This is a genomic window from Streptomyces sp. NPDC038200, from assembly GCF_055600785.1.
Genome location: NZ_JBVJYH010000021.1, coordinates 154,999 through 170,928, shown reverse-complemented (window position 1 = coordinate 170,928; position 15,930 = coordinate 154,999). Strand labels below are relative to the sequence as shown.

The 15,930-nt window shown below is 73.9% G+C and carries 13 protein-coding genes; 8 read left to right on the top strand and 5 right to left on the bottom strand.

The genetic code is table 11. From position 1 onward, the window contains the following. Positions 1-276: 276 nt before the first annotated feature. Positions 277-1,683 carry a DUF1266 domain-containing protein gene (locus ACZ7KF_RS33545; protein ID WP_471083652.1) on the top strand — a complete coding sequence of 469 codons (1,407 nt, stop codon included), beginning with the start codon at positions 277-279 and terminating at the stop codon, positions 1,681-1,683. A gap of 25 nt (positions 1,684-1,708) precedes the next feature. Here the strand turns inward: ACZ7KF_RS33545 and ACZ7KF_RS33540 are convergent, their stop codons facing one another. Then, entirely contained in the window at positions 1,709-2,926 is a 1,218-nt protein-coding gene (locus ACZ7KF_RS33540) for a serpin family protein (protein ID WP_471083649.1), read from the bottom strand. Further along, on the bottom strand, positions 2,923-4,182 hold the full coding sequence (locus ACZ7KF_RS33535) for a serpin family protein (protein ID WP_471083646.1): 1,260 nt from the start codon (positions 4,180-4,182) through the stop codon (positions 2,923-2,925). Before ACZ7KF_RS33535 ends, ACZ7KF_RS33540 begins: the two co-directional genes overlap by 4 nt. 250 nt (positions 4,183-4,432) lie before the next feature. On the opposite strand from ACZ7KF_RS33535, the gene ACZ7KF_RS33530 reads away from it, so the two are divergent. The 6 genes from ACZ7KF_RS33530 (at position 4,433) to ACZ7KF_RS33505 (ending at position 10,057) form a co-directional block, all read left to right on the top strand. Next, entirely contained in the window at positions 4,433-4,591 is a 159-nt protein-coding gene (locus ACZ7KF_RS33530; protein ID WP_471083643.1) for a hypothetical protein, read from the top strand. A 162-nt stretch (positions 4,592-4,753) separates the two neighbouring features. Beyond that, positions 4,754-5,506: a GntR family transcriptional regulator gene (locus ACZ7KF_RS33525; RefSeq protein WP_471083640.1), complete on the top strand. Its 753-nt coding sequence runs from the start codon at positions 4,754-4,756 to the stop codon at positions 5,504-5,506. Positions 5,507-5,912: 406 nt separating this feature from the next. Beyond that, positions 5,913-6,104, top strand: a complete 192-nt coding sequence (locus ACZ7KF_RS33520; protein ID WP_471083637.1) for an SPOR domain-containing protein — start codon at positions 5,913-5,915, stop codon at positions 6,102-6,104. Between the two features lie 30 nt (positions 6,105-6,134). Beyond that, positions 6,135-6,554: a (deoxy)nucleoside triphosphate pyrophosphohydrolase gene (locus tag ACZ7KF_RS33515; protein WP_471083634.1), complete on the top strand. Its 420-nt coding sequence runs from the start codon at positions 6,135-6,137 to the stop codon at positions 6,552-6,554. Positions 6,555-6,766: 212 nt separating this feature from the next. Then, a complete protein-coding gene (locus ACZ7KF_RS33510) occupies positions 6,767-7,195 on the top strand; it encodes an ATP-binding protein (RefSeq protein WP_471083670.1) in 429 nt (142 codons plus the stop codon). A gap of 273 nt (positions 7,196-7,468) precedes the next feature. Continuing rightward, the gene (locus tag ACZ7KF_RS33505; protein WP_471083631.1) at positions 7,469-10,057 is read left to right on the top strand and encodes a SpoIIE family protein phosphatase; all 2,589 of its coding nucleotides are present in this window, start codon (positions 7,469-7,471) and stop codon (positions 10,055-10,057) included. A gap of 132 nt (positions 10,058-10,189) precedes the next feature. Here ACZ7KF_RS33505 and ACZ7KF_RS33500 read toward each other — a convergent pair whose 3' ends face one another. Further along, positions 10,190-11,782, bottom strand: a complete 1,593-nt coding sequence (locus ACZ7KF_RS33500; protein WP_471083628.1) for a hypothetical protein — start codon at positions 11,780-11,782, stop codon at positions 10,190-10,192. Between the two features lie 80 nt (positions 11,783-11,862). On the opposite strand from ACZ7KF_RS33500, the gene ACZ7KF_RS33495 reads away from it, so the two are divergent. Beyond that, a complete protein-coding gene (locus ACZ7KF_RS33495) occupies positions 11,863-13,248 on the top strand; it encodes a glycoside hydrolase family 18 protein (RefSeq protein WP_471083625.1) in 1,386 nt (461 codons plus the stop codon). On the opposite strand, the gene ACZ7KF_RS33490 is transcribed toward ACZ7KF_RS33495, so the two are convergent. Both ACZ7KF_RS33490 and ACZ7KF_RS33485 read right to left on the bottom strand, forming a co-directional pair. Then, positions 13,226-13,999: a succinate dehydrogenase/fumarate reductase iron-sulfur subunit gene (locus ACZ7KF_RS33490; protein ID WP_471083622.1), complete on the bottom strand. Its 774-nt coding sequence runs from the start codon at positions 13,997-13,999 to the stop codon at positions 13,226-13,228. The genes ACZ7KF_RS33495 and ACZ7KF_RS33490 overlap by 23 nt on opposite strands. Then, positions 13,996-15,927, bottom strand: coding sequence for a fumarate reductase/succinate dehydrogenase flavoprotein subunit (locus ACZ7KF_RS33485; RefSeq protein ID WP_471083619.1), 1,932 nt, complete (start codon positions 15,925-15,927; stop codon positions 13,996-13,998). The genes ACZ7KF_RS33490 and ACZ7KF_RS33485 overlap by 4 nt, the downstream gene beginning before the upstream one ends. Positions 15,928-15,930 lie beyond the last annotated feature (3 nt).

Below are 15,930 nucleotides of genomic sequence, written 5' to 3'. Positions count from 1 at the left end.
GGTACTGCAGGGGGGACCCTGTGGGAGAGTAGGACGCCGCCGAACAAATATTGGGAAAACCCCCGCATCGATTCGATGCGGGGGTTTTCTGCGTTGAGGATCCGGTCCTGAGGTGCCATCTGTCGGGCGGTGAACCGCAGGCGTGTGAAAGCCCGTTGTTCTCCCCTTCGGTTTTCCCGCGCGGACTCCGTGCGATTGCCAAGGGCCCGGCCGCCGCCGAGTCGGACGGGGGCCGTAGAGTGGCCGCGGTCGTGATCACGGATACGGGGGTATGCGGTGTTCGGCGCCCGGAGGCGGACGGCTCGACAGGGACGGTCCGGTGGGGAGCGGCAGGCGGCCGAGCGGCAGGCGGCCGAGCCGTATGTCGTCGGTGAACTGGACGATCACGACGAGGCGCTGCCCAGCATTCCGGTGCCCGAGCCCGGCACCTGGCAGGCGCCCGCCGCACTCGAACAGCACCTGTACGAACTGCTGACCCGGCACGCCGCGGCCGAATATCAGGACGAGGAGGCCGCGGAGGAGGCCCAGGGCGATCTGACCCTCGCCTACCTGGAGGCCCTCGCCGGTGACCTCGTGTACGTGCCGTTCCGCCGCGAGGAGACCTCCCGCGACCCCGGCAAGCGCACCTTCCACGTCTACGACACCCCCGTCGGCCGCCTCGTCGCCGTCTACACCCGCGGCATGCTGCCCCGCCCCCACCCGCACCTGGTCTTCGAGTCGTACACGCTGGCCGACCTGGCCGACGACCTGCCCGGTGACGTGGCCGGCATCGCCGTCAACAACCAGACGCCGTGCCCGATGCTGATGTCGGCCGACACGGAGGAACGCCGGGTGTGGCGCGCGCTGCACAAGGAGCACTGGGACGCGGACGCCCACGCCGAAACGCTCCTCACCCTGCGCACCGGCGCGCCGCCCCCCGGCCCGCTCCTGCACGGCCTGGCCCTCGGCGCCCACATGTGCTTCGTCAACGGCGAGGCCTGGAACAACCCGCACTACCACGGTCTGGGCCTGTCCATCGAGCACGAACGGCTCGCCAAGTGGTGGGGCGTCACCGACCGGGCCGAGTGGCAGCAGACCCAGCGGCGGCTCCTCGACCGCGATGTCACCCCCTGGTACTGGGAGTTCGTCCTCCACGCGCGCGCCGCACTCGCCCTCCGGTCCACGGACGGGCGGCTGCAGGCCGTCGACGCCACCGCATGGCGCGCACACGTCGAGACGACCCTGCGGGAGCGTGCCGCACAGGTGCCGGACCAGATCGGCCCGGACTGGGAGGAGTTCGTCGGGCACGTCGTCGGACTGGTCGGCAAGGTGCTGCGCTACGAGGGCAGGTTCCGCGCCGACGGACTGCTCGCACCGGACGCCGCGGTGCGCTCGGTCGCCGCCTGGGACATCGGCCGCGCCTCGATGATGGCCCGCTGGGGCTACGGCGCCCGGTTCGCCACCCGCGCCGAGATGCGCGAGGCCGTCGTCGAGGCGAGCGAAGCCGCACGCTCCGCCCACACCTCCTGGCAGGACTTCTCCGCCGGCTACGCGTTGGGCCGCTGCCTGCACTTCGACGACGAGGAGTTCGGCGACTGGTACCTGGAGATGCTGGCGGCCCACCGAGCCCTCACCACCGAACCGGACAGCCCCTGGACCACCGTCCCCTTCCAGCTGCCCGCCCAGGCGACGCCGGGCGGGTAGCCCGCGCCTGCCCGGTCGCCGCCGGTCACATCACCCGCGGGCCGCCCGGCACCCCCGTGACCGGATACGGCGCCGGATCCGTCACCCAGCCCGCCGCCAGCACCAGGCGGGAGTCGCGGTCCGTGGCGAGGAAACCGAAGGGACGGTCGAAGGCGACGCGGACGACCGTGGTCTCGTAGCGGTACTGCGGCACCCCTCCGCCGTACGTCGGCGCGAGCGCCGTCACCGCCGCCGCCCGGAAGCCGAGCGCGCCGAACTGGGCCACCGCCGACTGGCGCGCCTCCCCGACGGCCAGCGGGTAGGCGCTCACCCCCGGGAAGTGACCGACCCGGGTGTCCATCGCCGCGGTGAGGCCGAACAGGCCCGGCAGGGCGAGCAGATCGTGGTCGGCCCGCACCTCGTACGCCACCGTCTGCACGTCCAGCGTGCGCGGCTCCGGCGTGACGGCCGGCTGCTGTTCCACGTGCAGGCCGGGACCGACGTGCCCGTGCGGCAGCGCCCCGCCCGCGGTCAGCGGCAGGCCGCGCTCCACGATCCCCACGCCGGCCGCGAGCACCTGGCCCGGCGTCATCCGTTCCTCGCCGAGCAGCAGATGGACGTCGACGCCGTTGTCCCCGGGCACCGTCAGCGCGGTGACGAAGCCGTCCGGGGTGCCGGTCACCCCGACCCGGTCCGGCCGCACGCTGCGCCGGTGCAGACCGCGCAGGGTGCGGCCCTGCCAGGGGCCGGAACCGGGGCGCAGCGGCAGCTCGGTGAAGGGCTGCCGCCAGTCGGTGCGCAGCGCGAGGGCGCCGGCCAGCACCATCCGCGCCTCCCGGGTCAGTGTCACCGGCATGCGTTCGACCAGCCCGCCGGTCCGTTCCGCCGCCCAGGCGTCCAGCCGTTCCTGCGCGGTGACGAGGTCGTCGCCGAAGACGCCGAAGGTCCCGGCGGGCAGCCCGGCCCGCCACTCCTCCCGCAGGGCCAGCCCCTGGTGCGTCCACAGGCCGAGCGCCGCGTCCAGTCCGGACACCGACGCCAGCCCCGCCAGCAGCTCCCGTGCGGCACCGGCCGCGTGCTCGGCCGGCACGCCCAGGGCACCGGCCAGCTCCGCGCGCGCCGGGCCCGCCGCACCGTCGGCGAGGAAGGCCAGCAGGGGCCAGACGCCCGGCGCCGAGAACACCGTGCCCTCGGGCAGGGCCTGTGCCCAGCGGGCCGTCAGCCCGTTCACCTGCCGGACCGTCTGCTCGGTCACCTTGCTCATCGGTCCCCCTCCCACGCTTCCTCCGGTTCCTCCCGTTCCCCCGGGTACGGCAGCGGGTCCGTCACCCAGCCCGCCGCCAGTACCAGCCGGGTGTGCCGGTGCACGGCGAGAAAGCCGAAGGGGCGGTCGAAGGCGGCGTTCACCGCCCGTGACACGTACCGCAGCCGAGGCGGCGCGCCGCCCGCGAGGCCCGCGAACGCCGTGACCGCGGCCGCGCGGAAGCCCCGCGCGCCGAACCGGGCGAGCGCCGACTGGCCGGCCGAGCCGATGGCGAGCGGGAAGCCGCTGATCCCGGGGAAGTGGCCCTGCCGGGAGTCCCGGGCGGTGGTCAGCCCGAACAGCTCGGGCCGCTCCAGCAGGTCGTGACTCGCCGTCACGTCGTACGCGGCCGTGACCACCTCCAGCGTCGGCCGCTCCGGGGTGGCGCACCGCTTGCGGTCCACCCGTAGCCCCGGACCCACCTCGCCGTACGGCAGCAGGGAGCCCGGTACGACGGTGCGGGGGCGGGCGAGCAGGTCCAGGCCCGCGCTCAGCACCCCGCCCGGTGTCATCCGTTCCTCGCCGAGCAGCAGATGGACGTCCAGGGCGTCGGTGCCCAGCACCTCCAGCCGGGTGACCCAGCCGTGCGGGGTGTCGGCGACACCCACCCGGTCCAGCACCTCGCTGGTCCGGCGCAGGCCCAGCCGCTCGGTGGCGGCCCAGGGCGCGTACGGCGTCTCCAGCGGCACCTCGTCGAAGGGGCGCAGCCAGCGTGTCCGCATCGTCAGCGCGCCGGCCAGCACCAGCTCGGTACGGTCGGTCAGCGCGATCGGCATGCGCGCTATGAGCCCGCCGGTCCGTTCCGCAGCCCAGGCGTCCAGCGCCCCCCGGTCGGCGGCGGCGTCGCCGGTGAGCACGCCGTGCGCCGCGGCCGGCAGCCCGGCCTCCCACTCCGGCCGGAGTTCCAGTGTCCGCCCGGTCCACAGGCCGAGCGCGGTGTCCACGGCGGGCAGCGCGGCCAGTCCGTCCAGCAACTCCCGGGCCGCCGCCGCGGCCTGAGCGGCCGGCAGGCCCAGGGCGTCGGTCAGCTCCGCCCTGGCCGGCCCGGCCGCGCCGTCGGCGAGGAAGGCCAGCAGGGGCCAGACGCCCGGCGCCGAGAACACCGTGCCCTCGGGCAGGGCCTGTGCCCAGCGGGCGGTGAGTCCGTTCACCGCCCGGACCACCGCGCCGCCCACCCGGCCGCCCGCTCTGTCCCGTGCCTGGGTCTCCACCCGCATTCCGCCCCCGTTCGTGCCCCGCTTACCGTGCGGCCAGTCGTGCGTCGGTCCAGTCGCCGGCCGGCCGCCGGTCCTGTGCTGCCGCCACCCGCCCCAGGAGCACGGTACCGGTGTCCCTGCCCCCGCCTCCGGGCCCCCACCAGCCACGAGGGCCGTTCCAGCCGCCCCCGCCGTTCCCGCGGGGACCGTACGGACCGTCGCCGTACGGCCAACAGCCGGGCGGCTCGGCGGGGTTGCCGGGGTACCGGCCGTGGGCGGTGCGGTGCTCTCGGGGATCGGGCTCGTGCTGTGGGCGCCGCTGTTCGCCACGGGCGGCGCCTCGGAGGCGTGGCGGAAGTCCCTCGGACTCGCCCCCACCTCGCCCGCGCGGCCGGGCGACGAGGGAAGCGGCGCCGGTGGGCAGGTGTGAGCCCGTACGGCCGACGGGCACCTATACGACAGAGAAAGTGCCTGGGTAAAGCCTTCCCCGGCCTTTTGTCATCACATCGAGTGATTCTCTGGCCTTTGCTTGCACGGCACAACCCACGGTTGCCAGGCTGTTGCTGTCTGTACAACCTGATGGGAGCGGCCAGTGACTTTCGGTGAGCAGCCGGCGTACCTGCGCGTCGCGGGTGATCTCCGCAAGAAGATCGTCGACGGTTCACTCCCGCCCCACACCCGGCTCCCCTCCCAGGCCCGCATCCGCGAGGAGTACGGCGTCTCGGACACGGTCGCGCTGGAGGCCCGCAAGGTGCTGATGGCCGAGGGGCTGGTCGAGGGCCGCTCGGGGTCGGGGACGTATGTGCGCGAGCGGCCCGTGCCCCGCCGGGTGGCCCGCTCCGGATACCGCCCGGCCGGCGGCGCCACCCCCTTCCGGCAGGAGCAGGCCGATGCCTCGGTGCGCGGCACCTGGGAGTCCAGCAGCGAGCAGGCCGAGGCCGGCGCGGTCATCGCCGAGCGGCTCGCGATCCAGACCGGCGACCGGGTCATGCGCACCAAGTACCTGTTCCGGGACGGCGGCGAGCCCATGATGCTCTCGACCTCCTGGGAGCCGCTCGCCGTCACCGGCCGCACCCCCGTGATGCTGCCCGAGGAGGGCCCGCTCGGCGGGATGGGCGTGGTGGAGCGGATGCGGGCCATCGACGTCATCGTGGACAACGTCACCGAGGAGGTCGGCGCCCGCCCCGGCCTGGCGGAGGAGTTGAACCTGCTCGGGGGGGTGCCCGGGCACGTGGTCCTGGTCGTCCAGCGCACGTACTTCGCCTCCGGCCGCCCGGTGGAGACCGCCGACGTGGTCATCCCGGCCGACCGCTACCGGGTCTCCTACCACCTGCCCGTCAAATGACCCCGGTCCGGCCGGTCGTCGGACGGGCCGAGCCGGAGCCCAGTGCTCCTCTTCGCGTGAGCTAGCGCACACCCCGGTGCGCCGGCCGGGACGCAGGAGCAGCCCGCCGGCCGTCGCCGCCGCCTCCCGGGCCGCGGCGATCCGACCGTTCTCCCAGGTGATCCCAGGTGATCCCGGTGCACCCCCCACCCGAGGCGGAGGAGTCCGGGACGGCGCATTCGGCCCCGTGCGCCCCCGGCGTTCTGGCGGGTTGCGTACCTCTTTGTGAAAAGCCGTATTCGCTGCGTAAAGGTTGGGCGTACGCTCGGGCATATGCGGATTGCGGTTTCCTTAGACAGGGCGCGGCGGGGCCCCGGGACGGGAAGCAGGTGGGGCGGTGCGAGAAGGGGTGCGGGCGGTGGGGGCCATGAGTGAGGGCACGGTCGCGCTGCCCTGGATCGTGATACGGCAGGACGACAACGGCAATCGCTACCGCGTCGGCCGGTACGCGACCCGCGCGGAGGCGCAGAAGATCGCCGACAGCCTCGACGACCGGGGGCACAAGCAGATCTACTGGGTCGAGCGCATCGGTCAGAACGGGGACGGCACCCAGAACTGACCGGCCGCGGGCTCCCGTAGGCTCCGCTCCATGACGCGCATGACTTCCGAGGCGGAACGGATCGTGGTGGTGGGAGCCGCCCTGCTCGACGGCGGCCGGCTGCTCGCCGCGCGCCGCAGCGCGCCCGCCGACCTGGCCGGGCGCTGGGAGCTGCCCGGCGGCAAGGTCGAGGCGGGTGAACGGCCCGAGGACGCCCTGGTACGCGAACTCCGCGAGGAACTGGGCATCGACGCCGAACCGGTGGGGCGCGTGCCGGGGGAGTGGCCGCTGCGCACGCCGTACGTCCTCCAGGTGTGGACCGCCCGCCTGCGTCGCGGCTCGCCCGCGCCCCGGGCCCTCCAGGACCACGACGCGCTGCGCTGGCTGACCCCGGCCGAGCTGTGGGACGTGCCGTGGCTGGACCAGGACGTGCCCGCTGTGCGGGAGGTCGGGAAGCTGCCCGCGTTCTGAAGGCCGCGCGGGTCGGAAGCGGGCCGCGATCCGAGGGGGCGGGCACGGGGTGGGCGTGGCGCCCGCCGGTGGTCCGGCCCGGCTCGGGCGGGCGCTCTCGGTGACCCCTTTCCCGTGCCTCGTACGCCGTTCGTGCCACAGTGCGCCCTCTCATGCGGTACTGCTCCCCGGATATCGGGTATGTGCCCATTAACCCCATGAAACCGGACATGGTGGGCTCGTTGTCCTGGGAAGTGATCGGCGTGATCGACACCGATGGCGACTGCGCCGAGTGGACTTTTCCCGCGGAACCCGGTGCCGTGCGCACCGCCCGCGCGGCGGTCCGGGGACAGTTGCACGGCTGGAACCTGGACTGTGTCGCGGACCTCGCCGCGCTGCTGGTCAGCGAGCTGGTCACCAACTCGCTGCGGCACGCCACCGGACCCATCGGTGTACGTCTGGTGCGCCCGGGCGGCCACGACGACACGCTGCGTGTGGAGGTGTCCGACCCCCTCCCGGACCCGCCGCGCGAACGCGTCGCGCACCCCGAGGACGAGAGCGGGCGCGGCCTCCAGCTGGTCGCCGGTTCCTCACGCCGCTGGGGCACCCGGCCCGGCACGAGCGGCAAGACCGTCTGGTTCGAACTCGCGGTGCCCGGGTGAACCCGGAGCATCCGCGAGGGGCACGGGGGTGTACAGCGGTGAGCGTGCCGCCCATTGTGCGCGCCGGGGGCGCACGCGGTCCGGCGTCACGGGATTCGGTGGTGTGTTCCCTGGTTAGAAGAGTGGAAGTGTTGTCACGGACCGGTCCGAAAAGCACCTGGACCGAGCTGTGATCGTGAACACCGTGTCGTGCGGCGCCGTAGTGCTGGATACTGCGGGCAGCCGCCCCCGGTGACCGGTGCCGGACGCGGTGAGCTGGAGGGGACGGTTCGCGTGAGCGAGATACCAGCGAAGGCCACGGAGTCCGAGGACCCGTCGGACGGCGCGAGGGGCCATGCCGCGGATGCTGCCGCGATGCCCCAGGACGCCATGTGGCAGAGCAGTCCGCCCGGTTCGATGTACGACTACATAAAGGTCGCGTCCTTCTCCATCAGCTCCGGCGGACTGGTCGACCAGTGGAGCCTGCGCGCCGAGCAGCTCTTCGGCATCCGGGCCGAACGCGCTGTCGGCATGGACCCCATCGAAGCCTTCGTCGACCCCGATCTGCGGGAGCGCGGCCAGCGGAAGATGGCCGAAATCCTCGACGGACGCGAGTGGACCGGAGTGGTGCCGTTCCGGATGCCGGACCGGCCGGACGGCACGCGCGGCGAGGAAGGCCTGGCCGAGGTCTACGTCATGCCGACGCGCACCGCCGAGGGGGACAAGGCCGCCGTCTGCATCGTCGTGGACGTCCGCACGCTGCGGCGCATCGAGACCGATCTCGCCGCCTCGCAGGCGATTTTCGGCCAATCCCCCTTCGGTTTCCTGCTGATCGACCCCGATCTGCGCGTCCGCCGCGCCAACATGCGGTTCGCCTCCATCTTCGGCGGAACCCCGGACGACCACCGGGGCAAGGAAGTTCACGACTATCTGCCGCGCGGTGAGGCCGAGCGGGTTTCGGCCACCCTGCGGCGGGTGCTGGAGTCCGGCGAGTCCATCACCGACATGCACGTCACCGGTTTCGTGCCCGGCTCCGAGGAACGCCGGCACTGGTCCGTCAACCTCTACCGCGTGCACAGCGGCAGCGGCCGGCCCATCGGCATCGCCTGGCTCGGCACCGACATCACCGCCCGCCGGGCCGCCGCCCGCGAGGCCGCCGCCGCCCGGCGCAACCTCGCGCTGCTCAACGAGGCGGGCGCCCGCATAGGGAACTCGCTCGACCTGGAGACCACGGCCCGCGAACTCCTCGACGTCGTCGTCCCCGGCTTCTGCGACCTCGCCACCGTCGACCTCTACCAGGGGCTGCTGGCCGGCGACGAGACCCCGCCGGGCCTCGCCGACGGCAGCGCCGAACTGCGCCGCGTCGCCTTCGCCAGCGCCGTCTCCGGTGCCCCCTTCAGCGGATCCGGGGAGCCCGTCGAGGTCGGCGCGGTCCACCACTTCCCGTTCACCTCGCCGTGCGCGGACGCGCTGCGCACCGCCCGCCCGCAGCGCGTGCCCCCCGAGGAGGGCGGCCTCGTGCAGTCCACGCTGGCGGTGCCGATGGTCGCCCACGACACCGTGGTGGGACTCGCCCAGTTCGCCCGTACGAAGGGCAGCGAGCCGTTCGGCGACCGCGACCGGGACCTCGCGGTGGAGCTGGCCGCGCGGGCCGCGGTCTGCATCGACAACGCGCGCCTCTACCGCCGTGAGCACGAACGGGCGCTGATACTCCAGCGATCGCTGCTCCCGCCCGGCGACCCCGAGGCGTCCGGCCTGGACATCGCCTGCCGCTACCTGCCCGGCAACGCGGCGACGGAGGTGGGCGGCGACTGGTTCGACGTCATCGAACTCCCTGGACACCGCACGGCGCTGGTCGTCGGCGACGTGATGGGCCGGGGCCTGCGCGCGGCCGTGGCGATGGGCGAACTCCGCACGGCGGTCCGCACCTTGGCCCTGCTCGACCTGGAACCGGCCGAGGTGCTGTCGGCGCTGGACGAGATCGCGCGCGGGCTCGGCACCCCGGGAGGCGTGCAGCAGGCCACCCGCACCGCCCGCCAGCCCCGGGACGCCGATCTCTCCGAGGTGTACCTGGCGACCTGCGTGTACGCCGTGTACGACTCCGTCACCAGGCGCTGTACGTTCGCCAACGCCGGCCATCTGCCGCCGGTCCTGGTCGAGCCCGGCGAGCCGGCCCTGATGCTCGACGTGCCGCCCGGCATGCCGCTCGGCGTGGGCGGGGAGCCGTTCGAGGAGGTCGAGGTCGACCTGCCGGAGGGCGCCCTGCTGGCCCTCTACACGGACGGCCTGGTCGAATCCCGCGACCACCCCCTGGACGAGGGCCTCCAGGCCTTCGTGGGCGCGCTGACGGACCCCTCCCGGCCGCTGGAGGACGTCTGCGACCACGTCCTCAACACGCTCGACACCCACCACGGCGAGGACGACATCGCGCTGTTGATGGCCCGCGTGCAGGGGCTGCCCGCCGATTCGGTGGGCGACTGGACCCTGCCCCGCGAGCCGCGCAGCGTGGGCCGGGCCCGTGAGTACGCCCGCGCGCAGCTGCTGTCCTGGGGTCTGGAGCCCCTGGTCGACACGACGGAGCTGCTGGTCAGCGAGCTGGTGACGAACGCCCTGCGGTACGGCGAGGGGGACATACGGCTCCGGCTGCTGCTGGACCGCACGCTGGTCTGCGAGGTCTGGGACTCCGGCCTGGTCCAGCCGCGGCGCCGGCGCGCCCGCGACACCGACGAGGGCGGCCGTGGTCTGCAACTCGTCGGCCTCCTCAGCGCGGCCTGGGGTTCCCGGCGTACGCCTCGCGGCAAGACGGTGTGGTTCGAACTGCCCCTGCCGGGCGGCGAGGGCGGCCTCACCGACCCGGCCGAAGCGCTGCTCAGCCTCTTCTGACGCCCCCTTTTGCCCCGCCCCACCCGACCGGGGCGGTCGCCAGGCGTCCCTGAGAGGGCGTCCGGACCGGCCGCACAGGTGGCCGGCGAGCCGAAACCGGCGGCCCGGAACCGGCAGCGCGGAGAGACCCGGCTACGCGTGGTGGCGGGAGCGGGTCCGGGGGCCGCCGTAGGCCGCGGGGGGGCCCGCGTCCGGGTCCTCGGCGAGGAGGATGCCGCCGCGCACGGCACCGGCCAGGCCGGCCGAGTCCCCCTCGGCGCCGAGGTCCGGGACGCCCTGCGCCCGTACGTCCCGCTCGGCCAGCTCCCGCGCCTCCCCGGCCACGGCATCGGCCCGGCCGGAGTTCTCCGCGCCCAGCTCCCGTACCGCCTCCGCCAGCCGGGCCCGGGCCTGAGCGCCCACCGCTCCCCGGTGCACCGCCACGAACTCCTCCGCCCCGGCGACGGAACTCCGCGCCACCAGCAGTGCCGCGGTGTCCAGCACCCCGGACCGCACCTCCGTCACCCGTTCCACCGCCCGGGTGATCCGGCGCAGCCCGTCCAGCGGGTCGTACGGTCCACCGGTCAGCTCCGCACGGACCGCCGCCAGCACCGCGTCGGCGTGGGCCGGACGGGCATGCGGCCCACCCCCGCTCGGCGAGGTCCTCCCCGTCCGCTGCCGGCACGCCGCCAGCTCCGCCTCCGCGCCGGTCAGCGCACCCGGCACCAGCCCGGCCGCCTCCCGCAGCCGTGCCGCGAGCCGCTCCACCCCGCCCACCAGCACCCCGGCCTGGGCCACCGCGCCCTCGGCGGCGCGCAGCTGCCGGGCGGCCCGCCGTGGGTCGTGCGCGTCGACGGCCTGACGGGCCTCGTTGAGCCGGACGGTGGCGAACATCAGCCGGTCCTCGGCCTGTTCGAGGTACCCGGTGACGGCTCCGGTGGCCGAGGGCGCGTACGACTCCAGGAGGGCCGCCAGGGTGTTCTGCGCGGCCACCACGCGCCCCGTCAACTCCCGGAACCGCCCCTCGGCCACCTCCACCGCCGCGCCGACCTCCCCCTCGGCCGCTTCGGGCCGGCCCTCGGCCGCCACAGCGAACCCCCGCAGCCGGTCCAGCGCCTCCGCCTCCGTGTCCAGCCGGCGTCCGGCCTCCGCGCACCGGCCGATCACCCCGACCAGCGCCTGACGCCGGGCGCTCGGCTCCTCCGGCGCACCCCCCTCGTACCGTCGCCAGATCGCGAACGCCGCCGCGAGCTCGGTCTCGGCGGCCCGCAGCGCCTGTGTGAACGGCTCGGACTGCTTCTCCCCGAACCGGTCACGGACGAAGGACAGTTCCTCCCGGCTGGTGCGTACACAGTCGTCGGCGAGCCGCAGCGCCGCCCTGGCCTGGCGTTCGGAGTCGGCCGGGGCGGGCGTGGGCGGCTGCGCCGAGACGGCGCCCGGAGTCGTCCGGGTCCGGGACCGCCGGGTGCGCCGCAGGTAGCCGTATCCGGCCAGGAGCACGGCCGCGACCCCGACGACGAGCGGCAGCACCAGATCGGCGGCCGACGTCCCGTCCTCCTCCGGCGCGGCGGCGCTCGCCGTCCCGCCGACATGGGCCGCGGGAACCGGATCATGGGCAGCGACCGTCATCACCGGCAACACCAGCCACCCGACTCCCACCAGGGCGCCCAGCACGGCATGCGCCACCCGCACCCGTATGTGCGCCGTGGCTCGCCGGGGCCGGCCCCGGATCAGGGAGGACGTCACATTTCGGAGCGTATGGGCAGGTAGACGGCTTCGCGAGCGGGACGGATACGGGTGGGGGACCAGGCTCACAGGGGGACGGGATGGACGAGAACCGGACGGACGAGAACCGGAGGGACGAGAACCGGAGGGACGACGACCGCACAGCGGGGAACCGGACGGACGGAGCCCGGACGACCGAGGACCGGAACGACGGGAACCGGGCGGCCGAACACCGCACCGCCGGGGACCGGACCGACGGGGACCGGACCGCCGGGGACCGGACCGACGGGGACCGGAGCGCCGGGGACCGGGCGGACGACGGCCGCACGGCCGAGGGCGGGGACGACGGCGGCCGGAGTGGTGCCGAGGGAGTGGACGCGGGGACGGCCGAAGGGGGTGTGGAGGAGGAGGCCCGCGCGGAAGGCGAGACGGTGGCCCAGCCCCGGCCCCAGCCCCGGCCCCGCTCCCGCAGGCGGCGGATCGTCCGTCTCGGTGCCACCCTCCTCGCTCTGCTCCTGCTCCCGCTCCTCACCGCCGAGACGGCCCTCCGCCTCAACTACACCGGCGATCCGGCCCCCGGCACCCGCACCCGGCACCGGGACGCCATCTGGCTGGGCCACGCCTGGGTGGACGGACGGAAGACCGACCGGGACGTCGAGGCCCTCGCCCGCCGCCTGAAGGGCACCGGCATCCGTGACCTGTACGTCCACTCGGGCCCGCTGGAACACGACGGCACCCTCCCCGCGTCGGCGTACCCGAAGGCCCGCCGGCTGATCACCGCCGTCCACCGGAGACTCCCGGGCGTCCGCGTCCAGGCCTGGCTCGGTGACAAGCTGGCCAGCGAGGGACCCGAGGGGCTGCGGCTGGAGCGGCCGGCCACCCGCGCGGCGATCCTCGACTCCACCCGCGCCGTCCTCGCCGCCGGCTTCCAGGGCGCGCACTTCGACCTCGAACCCCTGCACTCCGGCGACCGCGACTACCTCGGTCTCCTCGACGACCTGCGCGACCTCACCCACGCCCGGGGCGCGGTGCTGTCCGTCGCCGCCCATCAGATCGACCCGCTGCCCGGCTTCCACTCCTTCTGGGGCGCGACCACCAACCACCCCAAGTGGTGGTCGCAGGCGTACTTCGGGCAGGTGGCCCGCCGCGTGGACCAGATCGCCGTCATGTCGTACGACACCATGCAGCCGTCGCAGAGCCTGTACGGCGGCTATGTGGCGCAGCAGACGAGCCTGGCCCTGGAGGTCACCCCCGACTCCACCGACCTCCTGATGGGCTTGCCCTTCTACCACGAGAACCGGTTCGGGCACTGGGCGCACGCCGAGACCGTCCCGGCCGCCGTGCGCGGGGCCCGCCTCGGCCTGAGCCGCACGGACGCCGACCGCGCCCGCTTCGGCGTCGCCCTCTACGTGGACTTCGCGGCCACCGAGGCGGACTGGCGGGCGTACCGGGAGGGCTGGGCGGTCAGCTCCCCGAGCGCCTCCTGATCTTCGAGCCCAGCCACACCAGCGGGTCGTACTTGCGGTCGACGGCCCGTTCCTTCAGCGGGATCAGGGCGTTGTCGGTGATCTTGATGCCCTCGGGGCAGACCTCCGTGCAGCACTTGGTGATGTTGCAGTAGCCGAGACCGTGTTCGTCCTGGGCCGTCCGCTTGCGGTCCAGGCCGGTCTCGGCCGCCGCGTCCAGCGGGTGCATGTCCAGCTCCGCCACCCGCATCAGGAAGCGCGGCCCGGCGAACGCCTGCTTGTTCTCCTCGTGGTCGCGCACCACATGGCAGGTGTCCTGGCACAGGAAGCACTCGATGCACTTGCGGAACTCCTGCGAGCGGTCCACGTCCTCCTGGAACATGCGGTACTCGCCCGGGCCGACACCGGCGGGCGGCACGAAGGCCGGGACCTCGCGCGCCTTCTGGTAGTTGAAGCCGACGTCCGTCACCAGGTCCCGGACCACCGGGAAGGCGCGGAGCGGGGTGATCGTGATGGTCTCCGCGCGGTCGAAGACCGACATGCGGGTCATGCACATCAGCCGCGGGCGGCCGTTGATCTCCGCGGAACACGAACCGCACTTGCCCGCCTTGCAGTTCCAGCGCACGGCCAGATCGGGCGCCTGGGTGGCCTGGAGGCGGTGGACGATGTCCAGGACCACCTCGCCGTCGTTCACCTCGACCGTGAAGTCCCGCAGGTCACCGCCCTGTTCGTCGCCCCGCCACACCTTGAAGCGGGCTTCGTAGCTGCTCACTCGTACAGCTCCTCTTCGGCGAGGTACTTGACCAGCTCCTCCTTCTCGAAGAGGGCGAGCAGGTCCGGGCGGATGGGGTCGGTGGTCTCCCGGGTGAGACGGATCTGGCCCCGGGCGGGGTCGGTCGCGGCGAGGGCGCCGCTGGGGTCGGCGAGGGCGCAGAGCAGGTTCACATTGCGCCAGGCGCGGTCCATCGTGGGATGGTCCTCGCGGGTGTGCCCGCCGCGCGACTCGGTGCGCTCCAGCGCGGCCCGGGCCACGCACTCGCTGACCAGCAGCATGTTCCTGAGGTCCAGGGCGAGGTGCCAGCCGGGGTTGAACTGGCGGTGGCCCTCGACGCCGGCCCGCCGGGCACGTACCCGCAGCTCGGCGAGCCGGTGCAGGGCCTGCTCCATCTCGCCCTCCCGGCGGATGATGCCGACCAGGTCGTTCATCGTCTGCTGGAGTTCCTGGTGCAGGGTGTACGGGTTCTCCGGCGGGCCCGCCTCGCCCTCGGTCTCCGCGGAGAAGGGCCGCAGGGCCTCCGCCGCGGCCGTGTCGACCTGGGCGTCGTCCACCCGTGGGCGGCGGCCGGCCAGCCGCTGCGTGTACTCGGCCGCGTGCCGGCCGGCCCGGCGGCCGAACACCAGCAGGTCGGACAGGGAGTTGCCGCCGAGCCGGTTGGAGCCGTGCATGCCGCCGGCCACCTCACCGGCGGCGTACAGGCCGGCCACCCCGCGGGCCGCCGCCGTGTCGGAGTCGACCGCGATGCCGCCCATCACGTAGTGGCAGGTCGGCCCGACCTCCATCGCCTCGGCCGTGATGTCGACGTCCGCCAGCTCCTTGAACTGGTGGTACATGGACGGCAGCCGACGCCGGATCACCTCGGCGGGCATCCGGGTGGACACGTCCAGGAAGACACCGCCGTGCGGCGAGCCCCGGCCCGCCTTCACCTCGGCGTTGATCGCGCGGGCCACCTCGTCGCGGGGGAGCAGCTCGGGCGGCCGGCGGTTGCCTTCCGGGTCCTCGTACCACCGGTCGGCCTCCTCCTCCGACTCGGCGTACTTCTCCTTGAAGACGTCCGGGACGTAGTCGAACATGAACCGCTTGCCGTCGGAGTTGCGCAGCACCCCGCCGTCGCCGCGCACCGACTCGGTGACGAGGATGCCCTTCACCGAGGGCGGCCAGACCATGCCGGTCGGGTGGAACTGCACGAACTCCATGTTCAGCAGCGGTGCGCCCGCCAGCAGCGCCAGCGCGTGGCCGTCGCCCGTGTACTCCCACGAGTTGGACGTGACCTTGAAGGACTTGCCGATGCCGCCGGTGGCGACCACGACCGCGGGTGCCTCCAGGACGAAGAAGCGGCCGGTCTCCCGGTCGTAGGCGAAGACCCCCGAGACCCGGTCCCCCTCCTTCAGGACCCGGGTGACCGTGCACTCCTGGAAGACCTTCAGCCGGGACTCGTACGCGCCGGTCTCCTCGAAGTCCTCCTGCTGCAGCGCGACGATCTTCTGCTGGAGCGTGCGGATCAGCTCCAGGCCCGTGCGGTCGCCGACGTGCGCGAGGCGCGGGTACTCGTGGCCGCCGAAGTTCCGCTGCGAGATCCGGCCGTCCTTCGTACGGTCGAACAGCGCGCCCCAGGTCTCCAGCTCCCACACCCGGTCCGGGGCCTCCTGCGCGTGCAGCTCGGCCATCCGCCACTGGTTGAGGAACTTCCCGCCGCGCAGGGTGTCGCGGAAGTGGACCTGCCAGTTGTCGTGCGGGTTGGCGTTGGCCATCGCCGCCGCGATGCCGCCCTCGGCCATCACCGTGTGCGCCTTGCCGAACAAGGACTTGCAGATCACCGCCGTACGGGCACCCCGCTCGCGCGCCTCGATCGCGGCCCGCAGCCCGGCGCCGCCGGCACCGACCACGACGACGTCCCACTCCTGCCGGTCGACCACGGACATCAG